General features: G+C 67.5%; 16 protein-coding genes. 5 read left to right on the top strand and 11 right to left on the bottom strand.

What is annotated here, in order from left to right; all coding sequences use genetic code 11:
• Positions 1-196: 196 nt before the first annotated feature.
• Positions 197-466, bottom strand: coding sequence for a hypothetical protein (locus KY572_RS38830; RefSeq protein ID WP_224248776.1), 270 nt, complete (start codon positions 464-466; stop codon positions 197-199).
• A 302-nt stretch (positions 467-768) separates the two neighbouring features.
• Complete coding sequence (locus KY572_RS38825) at positions 769-2,013, bottom strand: site-specific integrase (RefSeq protein WP_224248775.1); 1,245 nt, start codon at positions 2,011-2,013, stop codon at positions 769-771.
• Between the two features lie 254 nt (positions 2,014-2,267).
• Here KY572_RS38825 and KY572_RS38820 point away from each other — a divergent pair, with 254 nt between their 5' ends.
• Positions 2,268-4,280 carry a DUF2075 domain-containing protein gene (locus tag KY572_RS38820; RefSeq protein WP_224248774.1) on the top strand — a complete coding sequence of 671 codons (2,013 nt, stop codon included), beginning with the start codon at positions 2,268-2,270 and terminating at the stop codon, positions 4,278-4,280.
• A complete protein-coding gene (locus KY572_RS38815) occupies positions 4,264-4,617 on the top strand; it encodes a nucleotide pyrophosphohydrolase (RefSeq protein ID WP_224248773.1) in 354 nt (117 codons plus the stop codon). The genes KY572_RS38820 and KY572_RS38815 overlap by 17 nt, the downstream gene beginning before the upstream one ends.
• Positions 4,618-5,080: 463 nt before the next feature.
• Here the strand turns inward: KY572_RS38815 and KY572_RS38810 are convergent, their stop codons facing one another.
• Genes KY572_RS38810 through KY572_RS38790 form a run of 5 tightly spaced genes read right to left on the bottom strand, consistent with a single transcriptional unit; the run spans position 5,081 to position 12,412 of the window.
• Positions 5,081-6,667 (bottom strand): AMP-binding protein, encoded by a 1,587-nt coding sequence (locus KY572_RS38810; RefSeq protein WP_224248772.1) that lies wholly within the window; start codon positions 6,665-6,667, stop codon positions 5,081-5,083.
• A 44-nt stretch (positions 6,668-6,711) separates the two neighbouring features.
• A complete protein-coding gene (locus KY572_RS38805; RefSeq protein WP_224248771.1) occupies positions 6,712-8,724 on the bottom strand; it encodes an acetyl-CoA carboxylase biotin carboxylase subunit in 2,013 nt (670 codons plus the stop codon).
• A gap of 11 nt (positions 8,725-8,735) precedes the next feature.
• Positions 8,736-10,352: an acyl-CoA carboxylase subunit beta gene (locus KY572_RS38800; protein ID WP_317987955.1), complete on the bottom strand. Its 1,617-nt coding sequence runs from the start codon at positions 10,350-10,352 to the stop codon at positions 8,736-8,738.
• 1 nt (position 10,353) lies between these two features.
• Positions 10,354-11,232, bottom strand: coding sequence for an SDR family oxidoreductase (locus KY572_RS38795; protein ID WP_224248770.1), 879 nt, complete (start codon positions 11,230-11,232; stop codon positions 10,354-10,356).
• A 13-nt stretch (positions 11,233-11,245) separates the two neighbouring features.
• Positions 11,246-12,412: an acyl-CoA dehydrogenase family protein gene (locus tag KY572_RS38790; protein ID WP_224248769.1), complete on the bottom strand. Its 1,167-nt coding sequence runs from the start codon at positions 12,410-12,412 to the stop codon at positions 11,246-11,248.
• Positions 12,413-12,514: 102 nt separating this feature from the next.
• Here KY572_RS38790 and KY572_RS38785 point away from each other — a divergent pair, with 102 nt between their 5' ends.
• A complete protein-coding gene (locus tag KY572_RS38785; protein WP_224248768.1) occupies positions 12,515-13,129 on the top strand; it encodes a TetR/AcrR family transcriptional regulator in 615 nt (204 codons plus the stop codon).
• 80 nt (positions 13,130-13,209) lie between these two features.
• Here KY572_RS38785 and KY572_RS38780 read toward each other — a convergent pair whose 3' ends face one another.
• Positions 13,210-14,358, bottom strand: a complete 1,149-nt coding sequence (locus KY572_RS38780) for a trypsin-like serine protease (protein WP_224248767.1) — start codon at positions 14,356-14,358, stop codon at positions 13,210-13,212.
• A gap of 328 nt (positions 14,359-14,686) precedes the next feature.
• On the opposite strand from KY572_RS38780, the gene KY572_RS38775 reads away from it, so the two are divergent.
• Both KY572_RS38775 and KY572_RS38770 read left to right on the top strand, forming a co-directional pair.
• Positions 14,687-16,252, top strand: coding sequence for a lipase family protein (locus KY572_RS38775; protein WP_224248766.1), 1,566 nt, complete (start codon positions 14,687-14,689; stop codon positions 16,250-16,252).
• Between the two features lie 213 nt (positions 16,253-16,465).
• The gene (locus KY572_RS38770; protein WP_224248765.1) at positions 16,466-18,574 is read left to right on the top strand and encodes an Ig-like domain-containing protein; all 2,109 of its coding nucleotides are present in this window, start codon (positions 16,466-16,468) and stop codon (positions 18,572-18,574) included.
• Here KY572_RS38770 and KY572_RS38765 read toward each other — a convergent pair.
• Genes KY572_RS38765 through KY572_RS38755 form a run of 3 tightly spaced genes read right to left on the bottom strand, consistent with a single transcriptional unit; the run spans position 18,529 to position 21,061 of the window.
• Positions 18,529-20,043, bottom strand: a complete 1,515-nt coding sequence (locus KY572_RS38765; protein ID WP_407660078.1) for an MXAN_6640 family putative metalloprotease — start codon at positions 20,041-20,043, stop codon at positions 18,529-18,531. The two genes, KY572_RS38770 and KY572_RS38765, sit on opposite strands and share 46 nt — an antisense overlap.
• A complete protein-coding gene (locus KY572_RS38760) occupies positions 20,040-20,822 on the bottom strand; it encodes an HmuY family protein (protein ID WP_224248764.1) in 783 nt (260 codons plus the stop codon). Before KY572_RS38760 ends, KY572_RS38765 begins: the two co-directional genes overlap by 4 nt.
• Positions 20,819-21,061 carry a hypothetical protein gene (locus KY572_RS38755; RefSeq protein ID WP_224248763.1) on the bottom strand — a complete coding sequence of 81 codons (243 nt, stop codon included), beginning with the start codon at positions 21,059-21,061 and terminating at the stop codon, positions 20,819-20,821. The genes KY572_RS38760 and KY572_RS38755 overlap by 4 nt, the downstream gene beginning before the upstream one ends.
• Positions 21,062-21,092: the final 31 nt, after the last annotated feature.

The raw sequence follows: 21,092 nt of genomic DNA, 5'->3' as shown, positions 1-21,092 counted from the left end.
TCCCATTCTTCATTTCCTCCTCCTTACTTAACCCATCAGGTCGCTGCCCTCATTCCCTACCTACTGAGATAGGCTCTAAGTTCGAGAGATAGCGGGGCGGAGTTCGCCGGGTGAGAACGTCGGGGGTTCGTGCCTGTGCTCATGAGGTTCATGTCTCATGAGTCGCGCGAGCGCCAAATCCCCCCGGGTTTGGAGTTCAGTCCTTGAGCGTCTTGAGGATCTCAGCGAGTCGGAGGGTCTCGGCCTCCATCTTCGCTAGGCGCTCCCCGTACCACTTGCCCACGGTGCTGGGTGCGTAGGGCTTCCCGTTTCTCGGGTTCAGCCACCCCTCAGTACGGAGCCACTCGCTAACGTCTTTGAGCACGGCCTTTCGCTCGCGCTTGGTCGGTGCCTCGCTATGGAGTTCCTGAAAAACTGCCCAAGCTGCCCGGTCCTGCATGGCCTCCAACTCGAGCCGCTTGTTCATGTCGTTGGGATGCGCCGGCTCGCGCCCGGGGCGCTGTCCTCGATCTACACGGAGCATTTCGCCCGCGCGTGTCGGCTCATTCACCACGGCAGCGAGCCGGGCCGCAATCCAACTCCTGAGCCCTTCTGGTAGAGGCCGACCGTCCCGAATACAACGCGCGGCCAGATCAACGAGTTGCCTCCCTGCGTCGGTATTTCCCTCCTCCGCGAGCCGAGCCATCGTCGCGACTCGCTCTTCTCCCAGCTTGGACCACCGCGCGGGAGTCTCGTAGGGATCCCATTCCTTCGGTGGCGCTGGCTTGCTCACTTCGCGCCTCCCTTCTTCGCCGGGATCTTCGGGTCGTCCTCGTTGACGAGTTGCAGCGGCAAGACGACCATCGGCGGGACGTGGGCCCCCAGGTAGTGGCGGCGCGTTGTCGCCGTGCTCGTGTGGCCGGCCACCTGGCTAAGCAGCTCCACGGGAACACCCCCCGCCCGCGCGGTAACGACGCGCCCTGCGGCCCCCAACGTAATGAAGGTGTGCCGCATCTTCTCCAACGCGAACCCGCGCAGATCCGGGTTCCGCTCGATGACGCGAGCGACGGCGCGCGACGTGGCCACCCGATCGGGCGCCCTGCCCGCAGCCTGCAACCGTTGAGCAGCCGCGAGCGCTTGCGCGTCCACGCTGACGACGTGCTCCCCGCCCCGCTTGTGGGGGAATACCAGCGTGCCGGCGATCTCGCCCTCGTTCTGGATCACGCGGATCGTCCCCTCACCTCGCGCCAGCCGCTCGATCTCCGTGCCGTGCATTCCGCACTTCGCCCGGATGACGAACACATCCCGGATGGGTTGCAGGTCCACCGTCACGCGCGGCGCGCCCTCGGGGGCGTCTTCCCCGTGCCCGGGAGAAAACGTGTAGTCGCGCAGCGCCGAGTAGAACGCGGCGACCTTCTCCGCTGTGAACGCTCGAGCCTCCACCGGGCGCGGCGTCGCCGCAGGTACGGCAAGGTCAAGCGTGGGATCGTCCTTCCGAGCAAGGCGTCCGGTCTTCCGTGCCCATGCGGTGAACGCCTTCAACGCGACGATCCGCTTGTGACGTGCGGTCGGCCACCCGTCGAGCATCGCGTTCAGTTCCGCGAGCGTCACCGCGCGCATTTCGCGCCCGCCGAGCGCCGCGCCCCATGCCCTCAGGTACGGCTGTAGGGTGTGGCGAACATGGCCCTCGGAAAGCTCCCCGCGCTCCACCTTGGCTCGGGCGTCTTCCGAGAACTCCGTGAGAGTCTCCGCGTCGAGCCGAATCCCAGCGGCGACGCTCGCGCGCTCTTGCTGCTGCTGCTTCCGCGTCCGATAGCTGGCCGGGTCGCGCTCGAACAGCGCCAGTTCGGCCAGCGCTTCCCGCTCCGTCCGCACGTCGAGCGCGATCTTCTTCCGCGCGCCGTTGCCGATCCGGCGCTCGATCACGAACACCTCACGCCCGCGAGCGAGCCGCACGAACCCACCCGGCCAGGGGCGCCCGCGCTTCTGGGACTCATACTTCGGGGCATCAGGGGCAGGCAGAGCGGCGGACATGGGGGCCTCGCGTGGGTGGCGCCAAGGTGGCGCCAAGTGCCACGATACAGCCTGCCCCGCACTCTAGAAAGCTGCTGGCCTTTCAAGCCGGTAACACGGGTTCGAATCCCGTCGGGGACACAAATCGGGGCCGGAAGCCGCTGGAATCTCAGCGGTTTCCGGCCCCGGTGCTTTTCAGGCTCCCAGGCGGACTGAATCCCCAGCGGACTGCATCCAAGCCGAAAAACCCGATATAAGTGCTAGCCTGCCAAGGCATGCATTTCTACTTTGCGAGCGTTGCGCGTTTCATCCAAGACGCGAGTGCTGGACACATCGCTCCTGCATTGATCCAGGCGTACCAACACTCGGAAGAGCGGGAGCCAAGTCCAGAGCAGCAGACCGCGTGGAAGAACTCGTGCGCGGCGCTGGCCAAAGCGCTCGACACGGCGGAACTCCATGCCGCAACAATCTTTCTCGAGCTGCGTGTTCCTCTCTGCAACCGACGCTGCGATGCCTTGCTGGTGGGCAGGTCCCCCAGCGGAACTCCCTGTGCCCTGGTCATTGAACTCAAGCAATGGGGCCAAGTCTCCCGACCCGCTGGCGAGAACCAGGTGGTCAGAAACCAAGCCGTCGATCTGCACCCGTGCGCTCAGGCTCGTGAGTATGCGGCACTGCTGCGCTACTTCCACTCTGCCTTCACACAGAAGCAGATGCGGATTCAAGCCTGTGCCTACCTGCACAACCTCACACATGGGCCGTCCATCGACGTTCTGCGAGACAAGGCCGCGTTCGGCTATCTCCCTACGGAAGTCCCGCTCTTCACGGCTGGGGAGGAGGAACGCCTTCGGGCCTTTCTCGCCGAGTCCATAGGAGGTGAGGCCGACCTGGCTCTCCCAGCATGGATCACCGAGGGAACGGTGGAGCCGTCCCCCAAACTGCTCGAGCGGGTCGCCTCGGTCATCCAAGGCATCGACGAGTGGACGCTCATCGACGAGCAGCTCATTGCCCACGACACCATCCTGAGAGCGGTGGATCAGGCCAGGAGTACCGGCAAGAAGGCCATCATCCTGGTGCGCGGCGGTCCAGGGACTGGCAAGAGCGTCCTGGCCATCCAACTGGTTGGTCATGCTGCCCAGAAGGGCTGGAGCGTCATCCATGCTTCCGGCTCGAAGGCCTTCCAAACTGTCCTCAAGGCCAAGACGGAGGCGTTCTCCTTGGAGTGGGTGAAGAAAAACTTCAACGTGAAGGCCCGGAACAAGCTCCCCGTGGGGCACCTCTTCTCCACCTTCGCGGATGTCGCCACCGCAGGTACGAAGATTTCCGGAGGCATCGATCTGGTCGTGGGAGACGAAGCCCACCGCCTCTGGGATTTCCGGCGGGGGACACGCTTCCAGAAGTTCCGAGCTCTTTCCACGACTCCTATGCTCGAGGAGATTGTCTCCGCAGCCAAGGTCACGGCCTTGTTCCTGGATGACAACCAAGCGGTCCGCGCCTCGGAAATTGGCCACTCCTCCTACATCCTGGAGCACGCCAGGCGGCTCGGCATCGAGCCGGTGATCATCGACTTGAACGCCCAGTTTCGTTGCAACGGCAGCGCTGGGTATGTGGAGTGGGTTGACCACGTGCTTGGCTACAGCGCACGCTCCACGCTGGCTTGGTACGACCCATCCGAGGATGAGGCCGAATACGAGTTCCGGATCTTCGATTCGCCAGGCGACGTGCAGGCAGCATTGCAGCGCAGACGGAGCCAAGGCTACAAGTCCCGAATGGTGGCCGGCTTCTGCTGGAAGTGGTCACCGCCAAGTCCGACCGGCCAGGTGGTGCACGATATCAAGGACGCTCGCTTTGGCGGCTGGTCGGCTCCGTGGATTGAGAAGACCGGAATCGACGTTCGCCCGCTGGACAACCAGTATTACAAGTGGGCGAACGAGACATCCGATGCGTACTTCGCTCAGGTCGGCTCCATCTACTCTGTCCAGGGATTCGAGTTCGACTACGTGGGCGTCATCTTCGGTGAGGACCTCGTCTGGACTGGTGAAGACTGGGTGGGAAACCTCGCGAAGAGCAAGGACAAGGCCCTTACGGATAGCCTCCGGAAGACGCCGCATGAGGCGACTGAGAAACTGCGTGCTGTCTATCGGGTGCTCCTCACTCGAGGGATGCGCGGAACCTATGTCCATTTCATGGACAAGGCTTCGCGCGAGCGGTTCGAGTCATTCCTCCGCAAGGGAGGGCCGTCGCCTTCCCTCCCGTCACCGGAAAGGCGGACGCATGTTCAAGGACCTTGAAGAGAAGCTCATCCGGTTTCGTGAGGAGCGGGACTGGAAACAGTTCCACAGCCCTCGAAACCTCGCCGCATCGATCTCGATCGAAGCGGCAGAACTCCTGGAGATCTTCCAGTGGACCGATGATGCGCGCCTTCCAGCGTTGGTGGAGGCGCGCCGCTCGGACATACGTGATGAGTTAGCGGACCTGTGCATCTACATGATCACGCTTGCTCACGACCTCGACATTGATCTGCGGGACGCGATCGAGAAGAAGCTCGCGAGGAACGCCCAGCGATATCCCGTCGAAACCTCCAGAGGTAAGGCTACCAGCAACGCTCCTCGGACCACGGGGGATTAGGGGTTCAAGAAGAGGTGCGTGGTGCCGACACGCATGTCCTCGAGGCGGATGGCAGGCGCTACGGCTCCGTGGCAGCCGCACGGTGAAGGGGATGCCGGCCTCGCTGGCAGGTAGTTGCAGAAGACGCGGGCCGTGATGGTCAGCGTCAAGCCTCAGACATGCTTCGCCCCCTGAGGGCTCTTCGTGGCCACTCCACCCACCCCGCGCGCCCCAACCATCCCGCCCGCCCCTCGCGACTCGTCCACCCTGGAATACCTGCCTGAGCACATCCAGGTGTATGGACCACCAGTCTTTCTCTATCACTCGGGAGAAAGCTGGGAGGCCCGTGTCACCCTTCACGGAGGCCACCATTGGGTACGTCGGGCGGCAACGCTCGACGAACTCGAAGAGGTCGCACTCGAAGCCCTGCGAACCCAAGCACGCCCCCCGAGCCCGAAATGGTTCGTTCCGGACGAGTAAGGCCTCAGTCTCCGTAGTGCCGCTCGTACTGCTGCCGGAGCACGAACTTCTGCGCCTTGCCGGTGGTCGTCTGCGGCATCGCCGGGAGCAGGACGATGGCCTTCGGCACCTCGAAGCCTCCGAGGTGCTGCCGGCAATGCGCAAGAATCTCTGCCTCCGTCGCGGCGGCTCCGGGCTTGAGCACGACAAAGCCGGTGACCGCCTCGGACCAGCGCTGATGCGGCAGCCCGACGACCGCGGACTGGAGAACGGCGGGATGGCGCAGGAGCACCTCCTCAACCTTGATCGAGGGGACGTTCTCGCCACCGCTTTTGATCATGTCCTTCTTGCGGTCGACGAAGAGGAGCTGGCCGTCCGCGTCGAACATGCCGAGATCGCCAGTGTGATGCCAGCCGAACGCTCGCGCCTTCTCCGTCGCCTCCGGGTCCTTGTAGTAGCCGAGCATCACGTTCGGACCGCGGTGGACGATCTCCCCCACCTCGCCGCGATCGAGCAACCGGCCGTCGTCGCTCATGATCGCGGTCTCGTTCGTCACGACCGAGTCGCCCCAGTATGAGCCGAACCGCTTGAGCTGCTGCTCCGGCTTGAACATGGTCGTCGCCGGGTACATCTCGGTCTGTCCCGAGGCCAGCGCGAAGCCTCCAGGACAGAAGTGCTCGAGGAGCTGGACGAGCAGCGTGCGCGCCATCGGGGCCATGACGTAAAGGCACAGCCGCAGGCTCGACAGGTTCGTCGTCGGCCTCGCAGGGTGCGCGAGCATCGCGCCGTACATGATTGGCAGGCCCAGCAAGAACGTAATGCCACGCCGCGCGATCGTCTCGAGCATCGCGCCCGGCTCGAAGACCCGCCGCACGACCACGGTCCCCCCGCCGAGCAGGAACGTCATCGAGACAGCGTGCTGCGCGCAGTGGAACATCGGCAGCACGCAGAGAGTCGAGTCGCTTGGCCGCAGCCCGAGCTCGTACAGGTTCCCGCTGAGGGCCGCGTGCACCGACGCGTGCGAGTGCATGACGCCCTTCTGCTGGCCGGTCGTGCCGCTCGTGTACATGATCTGCGCAAGCTGGTGGCTCTCGATGTCCACCTCCGGCAGGGAGCCGTGCTGCCCCTTCAGCGTGTCGAGGAAGGCCGTGGTGCTTCCACCCGGCGACGCCTGCCCCTCGGGGACGCACACGATGATGCGGGTGCCGACCGCGTCGAGCATCGCCCGCAGCTCCGGCTTCGCGAGGTACTCGGCGTCGATGACGACGTGGGTCGCTTCGGCGTGCTCGAGGACGTAGCGGATGGCGTCGACCGCGAGGCCGGGGTTGATCGGCACCCAGACCAGGCCAGCCTTGTAGATGCCGAAGAACGCAGTCACCATCTGCGCCGAGTTGCCACAGATCATGGCGATACGCGCGCCGCGCGGGAGCCCCTGCGCGAGCAGGTAGTGCGCGAAGGCGTTCGAGCGCCGGTCGAGCTCCGCATACGAGAGCTCGAGATCCCCGTCGACGAGCGCCGTCCTCTCAGGCCAGCGCCTCGCCGAGCGGTGGACGATGTCACCCAACGAGATGCGGCTGATGCGCTTGTAGATCTCTTCCTGGGACACGGCCATCGTGTGCTCCGATCAGCCCGTGGGGGCAAGTCGAGGTGCGCCCCTCATGCTACTTCCTTGCCTTTGGGCGTGACGACCGCGACGACGTGTCTGGCCGGCACCTGCGCCCCGACAGCGACGTTCACCTCCGAGACGACGCCGTCGGTGGGGGCGACGAGCGGCGATTCCATCTTCATGGCTTCGAGGACGACGAGCAGCTCGCCCCGTGTCACGGATGCTCCCACCTGGGCGCGAACCTGGATGATGCGGCCGTCCATCGGTGCGCGGACGCGGCCGTCGCCGGTGCGCTCGCGTTCCGAGGGCGGCCGGAACGAGACATCACGGACGTGGCGCGTGACGCCGTCCAGCGAGCACCACAGAGCCTCCCCCGCGCGCAGGTACCGAACCGATCGTCGCCTTCCGGCGACCTCCACCTCGACGCGGTCTGCGGCGCTCGAGCGCAGGGAGAGCGTGAATCCCGTGTCGCCGATGCGCACCTCATACTCCGCCGGCGAAACAGGGCGAACGACGGCACGAAACTCCGACACCCCGGCCTTCAACACCAGCGGCACAGGAAGGGCAAAGGAGCTGCTCCAGCCGGCTTGCGCCGGGTCGAAGCCGCCCCGTCGGGCGAGCGCCATCGCGTCATCATGGAAGAACAGCGCGGCCAGGACAGCCTGCTCCTCGGCGGAGGCCTGGCCAAGCTCGCGCAGCTTCTCCGGCGGCATGTGCGCGGCGACGAAGCCCGTGTCGTACCGCCCGGAACGGAACGCGTCATGGTCGAGGACGCGCTGGAGAAAGGCGCCGTTCGTCGTGACGCCAAACACCGTCAGCTCCCGCAGCGCCGCCGCCAGTCGCTCGCGAGCCGTCTCCCGGTCCGGCCCGTGCGCGATGAGCTTCGCCTGCATGGAGTCGTAGAACGGCGTGATCTCCTGGCCCTCACGCGCGCCGTGATCGACTCGGACCCCCTCCCCCGTCGGCGGCACCCACGCGAGGAGCCGTCCCGTCTGCGGAAGGAAGCCGCTCTCCGGCTCCTCCGCGCACAGCCGCACCTCGATGGCATGGCCGCGGAAGGTGAGCTCCGACTGCTTCAGAGGGAGCGGCTCCCCATCGGCGACTCTCAGCTGCCACTCCACCAGGTCCAGCCCCGTAATGAACTCCGTCACCGGATGCTCGACCTGCAGGCGCGTGTTCATCTCCATGAAGAAGAAGTCGCCGTTCGGCGCGAGCAGGAACTCGATCGTACCAGCGCCTCGGTAGCCGATGGCACGAACCGCCTGGACCGCCACGGCCCCCATGCGCTCGCGGAGTTCCGGCGTGACGGCTGGCGAAGGACTCTCCTCGACCACCTTCTGGTGCCGCCGCTGGATCGAGCAGTCGCGCTCGCCCAGGTGCATCGCGTTCCCGTGCTCGTCCGCGAAGACCTGCACCTCGACGTGACGCGCGCCTTCGATGGCTCGCTCCAGGATGAGCTCACCGCTGGCAAATGCGTTCGTCGCCTCCGAGCGCGCGGAACGGATGGCCCCAAGCAGCGCGTCGGCGTCGCGAACCAGGCGCATGCCGCGTCCACCACCGCCCGCCGCCGCCTTCACCATCACGGGGAACCCGATGCGCGTGCCCTCGCGAACGAGCGCCTCGTCGTCGAGCGACTCGCCGGGACGCGCCGCTTCGTAACCAGGGATGCACGGCACGTCGGCGGCCTGCATGCGCAGCTTCGCCTGTCGCTTGTTTCCCATCAGCGCAATGGCCTCGGCCGGCGGTCCGATGAACACAAGCCCGGCGTCCACGCATGCGCGCGCGAAGTGCTCGTTCTCCGAGAGGAAGCCATAGCCGGGATGAATGGCGTCGGCCCCGGACGACTTCGCCGCCGCGATCACCCGCTCGATGGAGAGGTACGACTCCCTGGCCGGCGGCGGCCCCAGGCGCACCGCTTCATCCGCGAGCCGCACGTGCGGCGCGTCCCGGTCCGCATCCGAGAACACGGCGACGGTACGCAGGCCGAGGCGGCGGCAGGTCCGCAGCACGCGCACGGCGATCTCACCCCGGTTCGCCACCAGCACCTTGTGAATGCGCTTCATCGAATTCCTCGCTACAGCCGGGCGACGCCGAACGTGTTCGGCGAGAGCGTGCGGCGCGCGGCCTCGTCGCAGGTGGACAGGATGAACCCGAGCACGCGCCGCGTGTCCCGCGGGTCGATGACACCGTCGTCGAACAGCCGGGCGCTGCAGTGGAACGCGTCCGACTCACGATCGAACTGCTCGATGAGCGGCCGCGTCATCTCGCTCATCGCCGCCTCGTCGACGGGCAGTCCGTCGCGGCGAGCTTTCTCGCCGAAGACGATGGACAGCACCCTCGCCGCCTGCTCGCCGCCCATCACCGCGGTACGCGCGTTCGGCCACGCGAAGATGAAGCGCGGGTGGAACGCGCGACCGCACATGCCGTAGTTGCCAGCACCGAAGGACCCACCGATCAGGAACGTCACCTGCGGCACCGTCGCGTTCGCGACGGCCTGCAACATCTTCGCGCCGTGCTTCACGATGCCGCCCTGCTCCGACTGCGTACCGACCATGTAGCCGGTCGTGTTCTGCAGGTAGACGATCGGCGTCCGTGCCTGGCAGCAGAGCTGGATGAACTGCCCGGCCTTGGTCGCCCCCTTGGGGGTGATCGGCCCGTTGTTGCCGATGATTCCGATGGACCGACCCTCGACACGCGCCCAGCCGCAGACCGTGAGGGCGTCATAGTCGTCCTTGAACGGCGCGAAGTCCGAGCCATCGACGATCCGCGCGATCACCTCACGGCAGTCATAGGGCCGCCGATGATCGACCGGCACGACACCGCACAACTCGTCGGCGGCGTAGCGCGGAGGCTCGAAGGCTGCGCGCTCGAGCGGTGGCAACGAGTCGTTCCACCCGAGCGACGCGATGATCTCTCGAGCGATGCGAATCCCATCGGCATCGTCCTCGGCGAGATGGTCGGCGGTGCCGGCGACGGTGGCGTGCATCTCGGCGCCACCGAGATCCTCGTCCGTGGCCACCTCACCGGTCGCGGCGCGCAGCAGCGGCGGTCCGGCGAGGAACACCTTCGCCTTGCCGCGCACCATGACGACGTGATCCGAGAGCCCGGGGATGTATGCCCCGCCCGCAGTGCTGGAGCCGTGCACGATGGTGATCTGCGGGATGCCGGCAGCCGACAGCTTGGACTGGTTGTAGAAGGTCTCTCCGCCTGGGATGAAGATCTCCTGCTGGTAGAGCAGGTTCGCGCCGCCGCTCTCGATGAGCGACACGACAGGCAGCCGGTTCTCGAGCGCGATCGCCTGCGCCCTCAGCGACTTCTGGACTCCCCAGGGCGTCGCGGTGCCCCCCTTCACGGCGGAGTTGCTCACGAACACGAGGCAGCGCACCCCCGAGACGAAGCCGATCCCGATGAGGATGTTGCCGCCCGCGAGCGAGCCGTCGGTGTCGTCGTGGTGCTTGTAGCCGCAGAGCGTCGAGAGCTCGAGGAAGGGAGAGCCACGGTCGAGCAGCAGCGCGAGGCGCTCGCGGGGCAGGAGCTGTCCTCGCTTCTGGAACTTCTCGCGGGCCAGCTGCTCGGTGTCACGCGACTTCGCCTCGATGGCGCGCAGCTCGGCGACGCGGGCGAGCATCTCCGTCCTGTATGTGGAGAAGCTCGCGGAGGCCGGATCGATGCGGGAAACGAGTCGGGGCACGTCACTTCTCCTTCTTGTCGCCGAGGATTCGCGGCGACGCGGCCAGGTGGAACCCCTCGTACGGCTTCGAGGTCGAGTGCTCCGGCAGCGGGAACACCTTCGTGCTGCAGGAGGCGCCACCGTCGATGCGGATGACCTCGCCGGTGATGAAGGCCGCCGCGTCCGAGAGGAGGAACACGATGGCGGCGCTCACCTCGGACTCGGTCGCGAGCCGGTACAGCGGCACCTGTTTGCGCAGCTCCGGGATGAGCGCCTGGACGGTCGGGTCCTTGTAGGTGTCGAGGCCGCTCGAAGCCACCCATCCGGGGGCGACGGCATTCACGCGGACACCGACGGAGGCCCACTCGACGGCTGCCGTCTGCGTCAGGTTGAACATGCCCGCGCGCGCCGCACCCGAGTGCCCCATGCCCGGCATTCCGCCCCACGAGTCCGCCAGCATGTTGACGATCGCCCCGCCGTGGTCGCACATGGACTGCATGAACACCTCGCGCGCGACGAGGAAGCCTCCGGTGAGGTTCGTCGCGACGACCGCCTCGAAACCCTTCTTCGAGATCTGCGCGAGCGGCGCGGGGAACTGTCCGCCAGCGTTGTTCACGAGCCCGTCGATGCGACCGCGCGCCGCGACGACGGCGGCGACCATGGTGCGAACACCCTCCTCGTCACGGATGTCGACGGTGTGCTGCGTCGACTCGTGGCCCTCGGCGGCGAGCTCACCGGCGACGTGCGCGAGCTTGTCCGGCTTGCGGCCGACGAGGACGACATGCGCGCCGAGCGCCGCGAGCTCGTGCGCCGTGCACCTCCCGATGCCGCTGCCGGCCCCGGTGACGATGATCGTACGGCCCGAGAAGGCGCCTGGAGCGAAGATTGATCGATAGCCCATCGTGTTGTCCTCCTCAGCCGCGCGACTTGCGAGGCAGGGTTCCCATGGCCTTGCTGATGATCCCGAGCATCACCTCGTCGGCCCCGCCGCCGATGGACCCGAGACGCAGATCCCGGTAGGCGCGTGCGACGGGGTTGTCCCAGGTGAAGCCCATGCCGCCCCAGAACTGGAGGCACCCATCCGCCAGCTCGCGGGCCAGACGGCCCGACTTGAGCTTGCACATCGAGGCGAGCTTCACGACCTCGGGATCGTCCCTGCGCGCGATGTACAGCTCGACGGTCCGGTAGATGAGCGCCCGCAGCGCCTCGACCTCGGTCTGCAGCTCGGCCAGTCGGAAATGGACGGTCTGGTTGTCCAGAATCGACTGCCCGAACGCCTGGCGCTGCCGCGTGTACTCGGCCGTCTGCGTGATGAGCCGATCGAAGGTGATGAGGGTGCTCGCCGCCACGAAGAGCCGCTCCTCCTGGAACTGCTGCATCTGCATGGCGAAGCCGCGCCCCTCCTCGCCAATGCGGAAGCGCGCCGGAACGCGCACGCCGTCGAGGAAGAGCTGCGCCGTGTCGGAAGCCCACATGCCCAGCTTGCGGATCTTCGACTTCGTGATGCCGGGGCGATCCATCGGCACGATGATGAGCGACTTGTTCGCGTGCGCCGGCCCGTCGCCCGTGTTCGCGAGCAGGCAGATCCAGTCGGCCTGCATGCCGTTGGTGATCCACATCTTGCTGCCGTCGATGACGTAGTCGTCACCGTCGCGGCGCGCGACCGTCTTCACCCCCGCCACGTCGGAGCCGGCGCCAGGCTCGCTCACCGCGATGGAACAGACGCGCTCCCCGGCGAGCGTGGGCGCGAGGAACTCCCGCCGCAGCTCGTCACTGCCAAAGCGGGCCAGGGCCGGGGTCGCCATGTCCGTGACGACGCCGATGGCCATCGGCAGCGCGCCGCAGGTGCAGTGCCCGAGCTCCTCGGCGAAGGCGACCGAGAATGACGCGTCGAGCCCCAGCCCGCCGAACTCCGTGGGCTTCGTGATGCCCAGCAGCCCGAGCTCGCCGAGCTTCCGGAACACCTCTCGCGCCGGGAAGATCTCGGCGGCCTCCCAGGCATCGACGTGGGGGTTCAGCTCCTGCTCGACGAACTGACGGACGGTCTGGCGGATGGCGCGGTGTTCCTGGGTCTGCTGCATGAGCTTCCTCGGGAGGGTGCTGAGCGCCCGGAGGATCGATGCCGCTTTCAAAAAAAGCAAGCGTGATTGCTTTTTTCCGGAGCCACGCAGCAAGATGGCGACATGAGCAGTACGGAGACTGGAGCGACGAGACAGGAGCAGGAGCGCAGCCGTGTCACGCGGCAGAAGCTGATGGCGGCCGCCATCGAGGTGCTCGCGGAGCAGGGCTGGGCGGGCGCCACGACCGGAGCCATCGCCGAGCGCGCGGGCGTGTCGCGGGGCGCCTGCCAGCACCACTTCCCGACGCGCGCGGCCCTCGTGGCGGCCGCCGTGGAGCACGTCTTCCGGCAGCAGGTCGAGGAGCTCGTGCGGCGCGCGAAGGAGCTACCGAAGAGCCAGCGACGCCTCGAGCCGCTGCTGAACCTTCTCGCCGACGTCTACACTGGCCCGCTCTTCAGGGCCGCGACGCACCTGTGGGTGGCGGCCGTCACCGACGAGGAGCTGAAGGCGCAGCTGCTGCCACTCGAGACACACGTGGGCCGGGAGGTGCATCGGCTCACCGTCGAGCTGCTGGGGCTCGACGAGCACGACCGCGACGTCCGCGAGACCGTGCGCGCGACGCTCGATCTCCTGCGTGGGCTGGCGCTCGCCAACCTGCTCCACGACGACAGCGCCCGGCGCCGCAAGGTGCTGGCCCACTGGGCGCGCGTGTTCGAGGCACGACTCACGCCGCCCTGAGAGCGCGCTTCGGCTGAAAAGACAACGGCGCCGGCCTCGAGAAGAAGCCGGCGCCGCCGTGAATCCGTTACAGGGATGCGTTACGGGACGGTCGCGGTCACCGAGACGCCCGAGTACGTGGAGTAGCCACGCACGGAGACGTACCAGGTCCCGGAGGCCGGGCTGGAGAAGGAGCACGTCTCGCTGTTGCCGCTGAGGTACGGGCGGCAGTCATACGCGCTCGTCGTCGGCTGCGAGCTCCGGCGGACGTAGAGGTCCGCGTCACCCGAGCCGCCCGACTGGGTCACCGTGAGGCTGGTGGCGCCCGCCGGGACGGTGATGGTGTAGTGCTTCCAGGTGCCGCTCGAGCCCGAGAGGTTGCTCTGCGAGAGCAGCGTCGAGCCCGGAGGAGGCGTGGTGCCGTTGATCTTCGAGGTGATCCAGCTCTCGAAGGACGACACGCGGGCGTACATGCCCGGGTAGCGCGAGTCGGCGCAGCCGTAGCCCCAGCTGACGACGCCGGCCAGCACGCGGGTGCTGCCCTTGAGCACGGTCAGCGGGCCACCGCTGTCACCCTGGCACGAGTCCTTGCCCGGGGCCGCCGCGGCGAGCTGGTCCGCGGTGATGGTCTCGCTCGGGTAGGAAGACTGCGCCGAGCTGTTGCTGATGATGTTCACGTCCACCGTCTGCAGCGTGGTGGGGCTCGAGCCGCCGCTGGACAGCGTGCCCCAGCCGGTGACGCGCGTGACGACGCCCGTGTTGGTGACGCCCGAGGAGGCGTCGGACGCGGTGACCAGCGGGATCGCCTTCACGTTCGCACCGCTCAGATCCAGCGGCGTGGACAGGCGCAGCAGCGCCACGTCCTTGCCCTTGCTGGCATCCACGTAGCCCGGGTACACGATGACCTCGGCCACCGCGCGGGACTGCCCGCTGCCGTTGACCTGGGTGCTGCCCGCCAGGATCTTCGCCGGCTTGGAGATGGAGCCGCCGTCGTTCACGCAGTGCTGCGCGGTGAGGATCCAGTTCTCGTTCAGCACCGAGCCGCCGCAGAAGTGGAAGCCGGAGCTGGTCTGCAGCGACACCTGCCAGGGGTTGGCGCCGATCGTCGTCGCGGTACCACCGACGATCTCCTGCTCACCGGACGCGAGCTCCTGCGGGAGCTTCTCCTCGAGCATCTCGGGACCACAACCAGCCAGCAGCGACAGCCCGCTGGCGACAGCCCAACGGCGCATGAACTTGGCAGAACGCATCTGAACCTCGGGGGATTGGGGGATTGGGTGAAGCGCGTGCACTGTGAATGTTCTGGGTATCAGAGGTCAACAGGGAGTTCGCTTTCACCTTCATTTACCGACTGGTTTGGAAAAAGCCGTTGATGACACAAACAGGAAAATCCCGAGTACCTGCGACGAGTGTCCCCGGGCTGAGTCTTCTCAAGACCTGGGAGGTAGGGTGTCTCATGGTTGGGACACTTCGGTGTCGGGCACGTCAATCCGAAGGGAAAAGCAGCGCCCGAGACAACCGCTGACGTCGCACGCGAGATAACTGCATTATCTCGCTCGTTTCTCCAAAGGTGACGTCATGGCTCGCATCCGTTCCTCCTCGGAAGGCAAGACCCTCTCCCGGCGCTCCGATGCTCCGGCTCGCAAGGCCGACCCCCGGAAGGCGCCCTCCTCTTCCCGGGAGACGCCGTCCCGGAACCCGGTGAGGGAGACGCGCTCTCCCACCATCCGCAACCTCCACCAGGACTCGTTCCAGGCCCAGGCGACGAGCACCCGCGGCCTGAACGCGGCGAGTGGCTCTGGCGGCACCGGCAGGACGCCTCCGCATGTCCAGCGCGCCAATGAGTCGATGGAGCGCATCCGCAGCGGCAACCTCGAGCGCGCGGCGAACCCGCAGCCCGTCCCCTTCAAGCCCGGGACGCCGGACCTGCAGTACGACGGCATGCTGGTGGGCTCGGGCGGCGTGGATGCCAGCGGCAAGCCCGTCATCCTGATGTACCCGCCGGACACCGCCATCTCCGACGTGCAGCCGTTCACCCCGCGGGGCGGCGTGCGCAACGACGAGACGCTCATCTACACCAACGGCATCCTCACGGACACGGCGGGCCAGGCCAGCTCGCTGCAGTACCTGGCGGACCTGACGGGCAGCGCCACCGTCGGCGTGCGCAACTCCACCGCCGGCTTCCTGCGCGACTTGGCCCAGTCGGGCGTCGACACGCTCAACCCCGAGTGGCTCAACCCCGCCTCCGTGGCGCTGGCCGAGACGGTGCTCGCGGAGCTGTCCCAGGGCAAGCCCATCCATCTGGTGGGCCACAGCCAGGGCGGCCTCGTCACCTCCAACGCGCTGAAGATCGTCGACTCGATCCTCAAGGGCACGCCCCAGGAGACGGGCTTCGATGCCCGGACGCTGGACACCATGCGCCAGGGCTACCAGGACATGAAGGTGGAGACGTTCGGCTCGGCGGCCCACGACTACCCGGCCGGCCCGCACTACGTGCACTACATCAACGTGCAGGATCCGGTGCCCTCGGAGATCGGCCTGGGCGGCAACATCCCCTCGGCCACGGTGGAGGACTTCCAGCGCCGCGCCGGTGGCGACAAGGCCACTGTCTACTTCCTCAACTCGCCCGGCAACAACCCCCACTCTCCCCTGCCCGCGCACGATCTCGAGGCGCTCTACTTGGCCAACCGCGTGCCCTTCGCCGAGGCCCAGCGGAACGCCGGGAAGATCATCCCCTCCAAGGAGCTGGGCGCCGATGAGCTGATGGCGGTCGGCGTGAGCGAGCGCGTGGCCACGGAGCTGTCCCTGCGCTACCCGCTGCTGGAGCTGGACAGCCAGCACTCTGGCCTGGACACGCTGCAGAGCATCGTGCGCGAGTACAAGGACTTCGCGCCCCCGGGCGCCAGCGTGGACGACTTCGTCAAGCAGCTCTTCCAGGACGCGGCCCGTGGCAACCCCAGCAAGCCCGAGGAGGGCGTCTACACCCTGATGCGCGTGCTGGGCCGCATCGCGGACGCGCCGCCGGATGGCGACTGGGTGGGCACGCTCGAGTACGTGCGCCATGACTACGAGCGCGCCGGCCACACCCACGCCACCCAGGCCATCGATCGTCTGATCGAGCAGCTCGAGGAGGCTGGCTTCTAGGCCGCCCTGCCCCACCCGTGGTCATCCAGGCCCTCCGCTGCCCTGGATGACGGGGACCTCGGCCCCCGGGCAGACTTGCTCTCCATGCGTCCTGCCCGAGTCCCCGAAGCGCGCGTGTGCTCCGTCTCGCCCCTCTCCTGGCTGGTACCCCTGTGGGTACTGGCCGGGGTGGCCTGCTCCAAGGACTCACCTCCCGAAGTCGTGGATGTGCGAGTGAGCCCAGCGACGGCGGCGGTCCTCCCCGGCGAGACCGTTCGCCTCGAGGCCATCGTGACGGGGACGAATGACACGCGTGTGCTGTGGGAGGTGAGATCCGGTGGAGGCACGGTGGACAGCGCGGGCCTGTTCACGGCTCCGCTCCAGGAGGGCACCTCCGAGCTCCGCGCGACCAGCGTGAAGGACCCCGAGGCCTTCGCGCATGCCCGCGTGCGCGTGCGGATTCCCCCGCCCCCCCTCAGCATCGCCCTGCTGCCGGCGACCCTGAAGCTGCAGGCGCGGAGCACGACCCGATTCGAGGTCCAGGTCTCCAACGGCACCGGCTCTGAGCAGTTCGAGTGGCTCGTGGTGGAGGGCGATGGGGGCGGTACGATCCTCGAGACGGAGACGGACAAGGCGATCATCTACCAGGCCCCCTACGCGCCCGGCACCTTCCACCTGTCGGTTCGCGTCCGGGGTAATCGCGATGTCTCCGCGCTCGCCACCGTGACGGTGACATCCGAGGCTCTACGCGCCACGGTGAGCGGCACCGTCCACTACACCGGACAGAAGGCAGGACGGGTGTATGTCCTCTTCGCGTGGGGCCATGGCAGCGGGGACTCGCTGATTCCCCAGGTGAGCACCAGCCTCGATGCGCCTGGCCCCTACAGCCTCTCTCCCATCCAGGGCTCCTCGGCGCCTGCCTACGTGCTCGCCTTCATGGACACCCAGGGGACGGGCCGGCTGAACCTCGCCACGGATCCGATGGCCCTCGTTCCTCTCCGTGTCACGGGCGAGGACCAGGTCCTGGATGTCACCCTGGCGGATCCCTCGCGGAGTCATGCGCTCCGAGACGTCTCGGGCTCTCCTCAAGCGGTGGGCCTGCAGGATCGCCTGTTCGTCGCCTTCGGCGGATCGCGAAGCCCGCTGGGGCCTCATGGCGAGCTGGCGGATGCGTACCGGATCTACTGGAACCATGAGGGAGAACCCGGGCCCGGCAACTTCCTGGGCTCGATGACCGTGTCCGCCGCGCACTCGCTGCTCGAGCACGGCCACCTCGTGGTCATCCCGAGACTGGCTCCCGGGCGCTACTACGTCGGCGTCGCGCCGCTGCTGGGCAGCGTCGAGGGGCGGGTGACCCACTCCCTCTCCGCCGGCAACGTGGGGCTCGCTCCGGGAGCAGGAGCCACCCTCAGCGGGCAGGTACAGCTGGAAGCGCCCTCACCGTCCGGGTCGGTCTATGTCGCCGCATGGAACGGGCCGAACATCCTGATCACCCGCGTGCCCGCCACGAGCTCCAGCGTCTCCTGGTCCATCCCCGGGCTGCTGGACGGGGACTACCAGGTATGGGCGTGGCTGGATGCCAATGACGATGGCTTCCTCGAGCGCGCCACTCCACGACTCGACGAACGCCCGCTCGTGGCCGTGCGCGGCACCTCGCCCGTGAGCGCGCCCACGCTGAGCTTCGTCCCGGTCCCCACCCGCGTCCGAGCCACCTCGCTCCAGCAGCATCATCACCTCGAGCCGGGTTGGTTCCAGCAGGGGGGCACCTTCTATGACTTCTCCTTCGTGCCCGGCGGCAAGCAGCCCGCTGCGGTGCGGATGGTCGGCGGCCAGGTCCTGCCAGTCCCCTATGACGTGCCCGGCAGCTTCGCCGCCCCGCTCTTCGGTGCGGTCGTCGGCCTGGCGCAAGTCCCCTTCCGGCTCGAGTGGGTGGCGGCCGATCTGGCGCCGAGAATTCCTCCCGGAACGCGCTTCACCGGCGAGGTTCGCTACACCGACGGCAGCACGGAGTCGCTCGCCGTGGACACGCCCCCCGTCCTGCCCATGGTGACCCTGCTCGCTCCCGTGCTCAAGGCGAGGAGCTCCTCCACGCCTACCTTCTACTGGCTTCCGCCCGCGAACCTCCCGCCCTCGCTTACCCAACGCCTCATGGTCTTCAAGGACAGGCCCTCGGGGCAGCTGCTGTGGAATCGCGTCGTTCCCCTCTCCCAGTCGCAGATCCTCTACAACGACGACGGGAAGGCCGGCGCGCTCCAGCCCGGTAGCACCTACTTCTGGGTGGTGGAGCTGTCGGATGGTCAGGGCAACTTTGCCAAGGCCTCCGACCTCTTCCTGGTGCAGTGAGCCTGGCGCGGCAGCCAGGCTTCCACACGCCTCGCTCGCAGCCGTGAGGCTGGGAGCAGGACGAGCATCAGCAGCAGCCAGGACAGGCCTCCTGGCGCGGACTGGCAACCCTCCTCCTCGGGCACTGGTTCGATCCCACCGCAGGGCTGGATCGAGGAGCCGCTGGCGATGCACAGCCGCCCATACCGGCCCGTGCCCTCGTGACGTCCATCCACCACCGCCACCACCACCCGGGTGGCGTCCGCCGCGGACACCTGCGCGACCAGCGTTCCGGGCCCGTCGACTCGGGCCACCCTCAGCACGGCTTTGTCGGACATCGCCACCATCAACAGGTGGAGCGCCGCGCCCTCCTCGCCCTCCGCGGGCTGGAAGCTCGCCGAGACCTCCTGCGCTCCACCCGCCACCTCGAAATAGCGGGTCGATGCGGCGGCCACTCGCACGGACGGCTCATCCACGGGGAGGCTCTTGGCGTCCGGAGAGAGCTCGGCATAGCCCGCTCCCCGCGCGTAGCCCTGTCCCGGTTGCGCCTTCGAGCCGGTGGCCACGTTCCATCGGGCGAACTCGGCGAAGGCGGCATCGAAGTCCGCCGCATGGTCCCGGCGCAGACGTGTGTCCAGCATGACTGGCCAGCGCACTGCCGGAGAGACCAGGCTCTCTTCCCACAACGACAGCAGGATCCGATCCCCGAAGCGCTCCCCCAGGAACTGGAAGAACAGCGAGGAGCCGTAGCTGAACGCCAGCGCGGGGCCCTCGGGATCCAGCACCAGGCTGCGATCCGGGCGGTCCATGTACGAGGAGGAGAAGTGCTCCAGGTCGCCCAGGCTCGGATCGAAGCGCTCGGTGGCCCACACCGCGGTGCCCTCCGACGCGACGATCCCCAGCCCGGGGTTGTAGGCCGCCTGGACCGCGTGGAAGAACTCGTGGCTCGCCAGCGTGGCGACCGCCTCGTCATAAGAGCGGTAGCTGTAGCCGGCGAAGTCGTTCTCCTGGAGCATGTGGCCGGTGCAGCGCGTGCTCGCGTCGAGGCAGCCGTCCAGCCGGAAGGCCCCGTCCGCGCGCCCGGCGAAGTCCACCAAGTACACGTCGAACCGCTCGTCGCCGCCATTGCCGCCCTGCACCCAGGCGTCGTCGGGAGGCAGCCGGTAGCCCAGCCCGGCGTAGAAGCTCGCGACCCGATCATAGGTCACCGCCACGAGCTCCACTGCGTCGGGTATTCCACTCGCATCCACGTCCGCGGCCGCCACCGCGTTGGGCCCTGAGCGGGTGAAGTGCACACGGAATCGTCCGCCCGGCGATACCATGGACTCCACCTGCTCGCTGGACTCGAAACGCGGTGGCGGCGCGGACGGCTCCGTGGGACGCACGCCCGCCAGAAGAGCCCCTTGCCCCGACGAGGGCTCTTCATGTGGAGGACGAACGTCCGGGGTACACGCGGCCCCCAGGAGCAACAACAGCGCCGTCAACCTCACGGCAGGAAGGCCCACCTGACACGGATCTGCGCGGCCCCGGTGGGCTGCGGCGCGGACCCCGTCTTGTCGCAGGTGTCCTGCACCGCCGGATCGTAATAGCTCGTCACCGTCAGCTTCACGTGGCGGCCATCCGCCAGCTTCACCACGAAGACGTTGCCCGTCATGGCCAGGCAGCCCTCATAGCTCCAGTAGCTGCCCAGCACCGCCTCCGGCGCGCCGATGCCCGAGTCGTCGGTCACCAGCTGGCAGGTCGCGTCGAAGTAGGTCTCCTTGCGAAACTCCCAGCTGGAGTCCACCGACGTCACCGACTCGAAGGGGGTGCCCTCCGGAGCCTTCGCCACCGTGACGCAGGAGGGCCCGGAGACTCCGCTGTTCACCCGGATGACGTAGCGGCGGAAGGCGATGTCCCAGTCCGTCGAGGCCAGCGCCGCCTGATCATCCACCGACACGCGGGTCAGCCCATCCTTCGTGAAGCTCAGGTAGGTATAGGACTGGTTCGGAGACAGGCCGCCCGCGCGCGCGTCCACGTAGGTGTGGAACTCGCCCGAGGTCGTCCCCTCCTCCCGAACCTCACCCGTGGAGACGGTGGTGAGCAGATCCAGCTGGTCGATGCTCTGCTCGGTGCAGCTCACCGCGCTGGCCTCGCACCGCTGCGGCTGCGGCTCCGGTTCCGGCTCGTCCTCGGAGTCACAGGCCCCCTGCACCAGGCAGAGAGCCGCGATGGCCAGCAGCCGCACGGCCCGACGCTCGGGCTTCGTCATCGGCGTTCCTACGTTCATGCGTCACCTCGGGAGAGCCCCGCCATGGCTCGGGTAAAGGTCGACGGGTGATCGCGATCGAGCTGCTCGACGGCTTCGCCCAGCGTCATCCACAGCGAGCGTAGCGCTTCGGCGTCCAGGCGCATGCTCATCGGCCCCAGGTGAATCGAGATGGAGCCACAATCTCCACAGCTCTGCACCTGGGCCACCGGCCCGTGGGCGAGGGTGTGCTGCTGACAGCTTCGGTTCGTTTTCGGCATGACCACCTCGTGCACGGCACATTAGTTGATA

Source organism: Hyalangium gracile (assembly GCF_020103725.1).
GTDB lineage: Bacteria > Myxococcota > Myxococcia > Myxococcales > Myxococcaceae > Hyalangium > Hyalangium gracile.
This window is presented reverse-complemented; position numbering and strand designations above follow the sequence as displayed.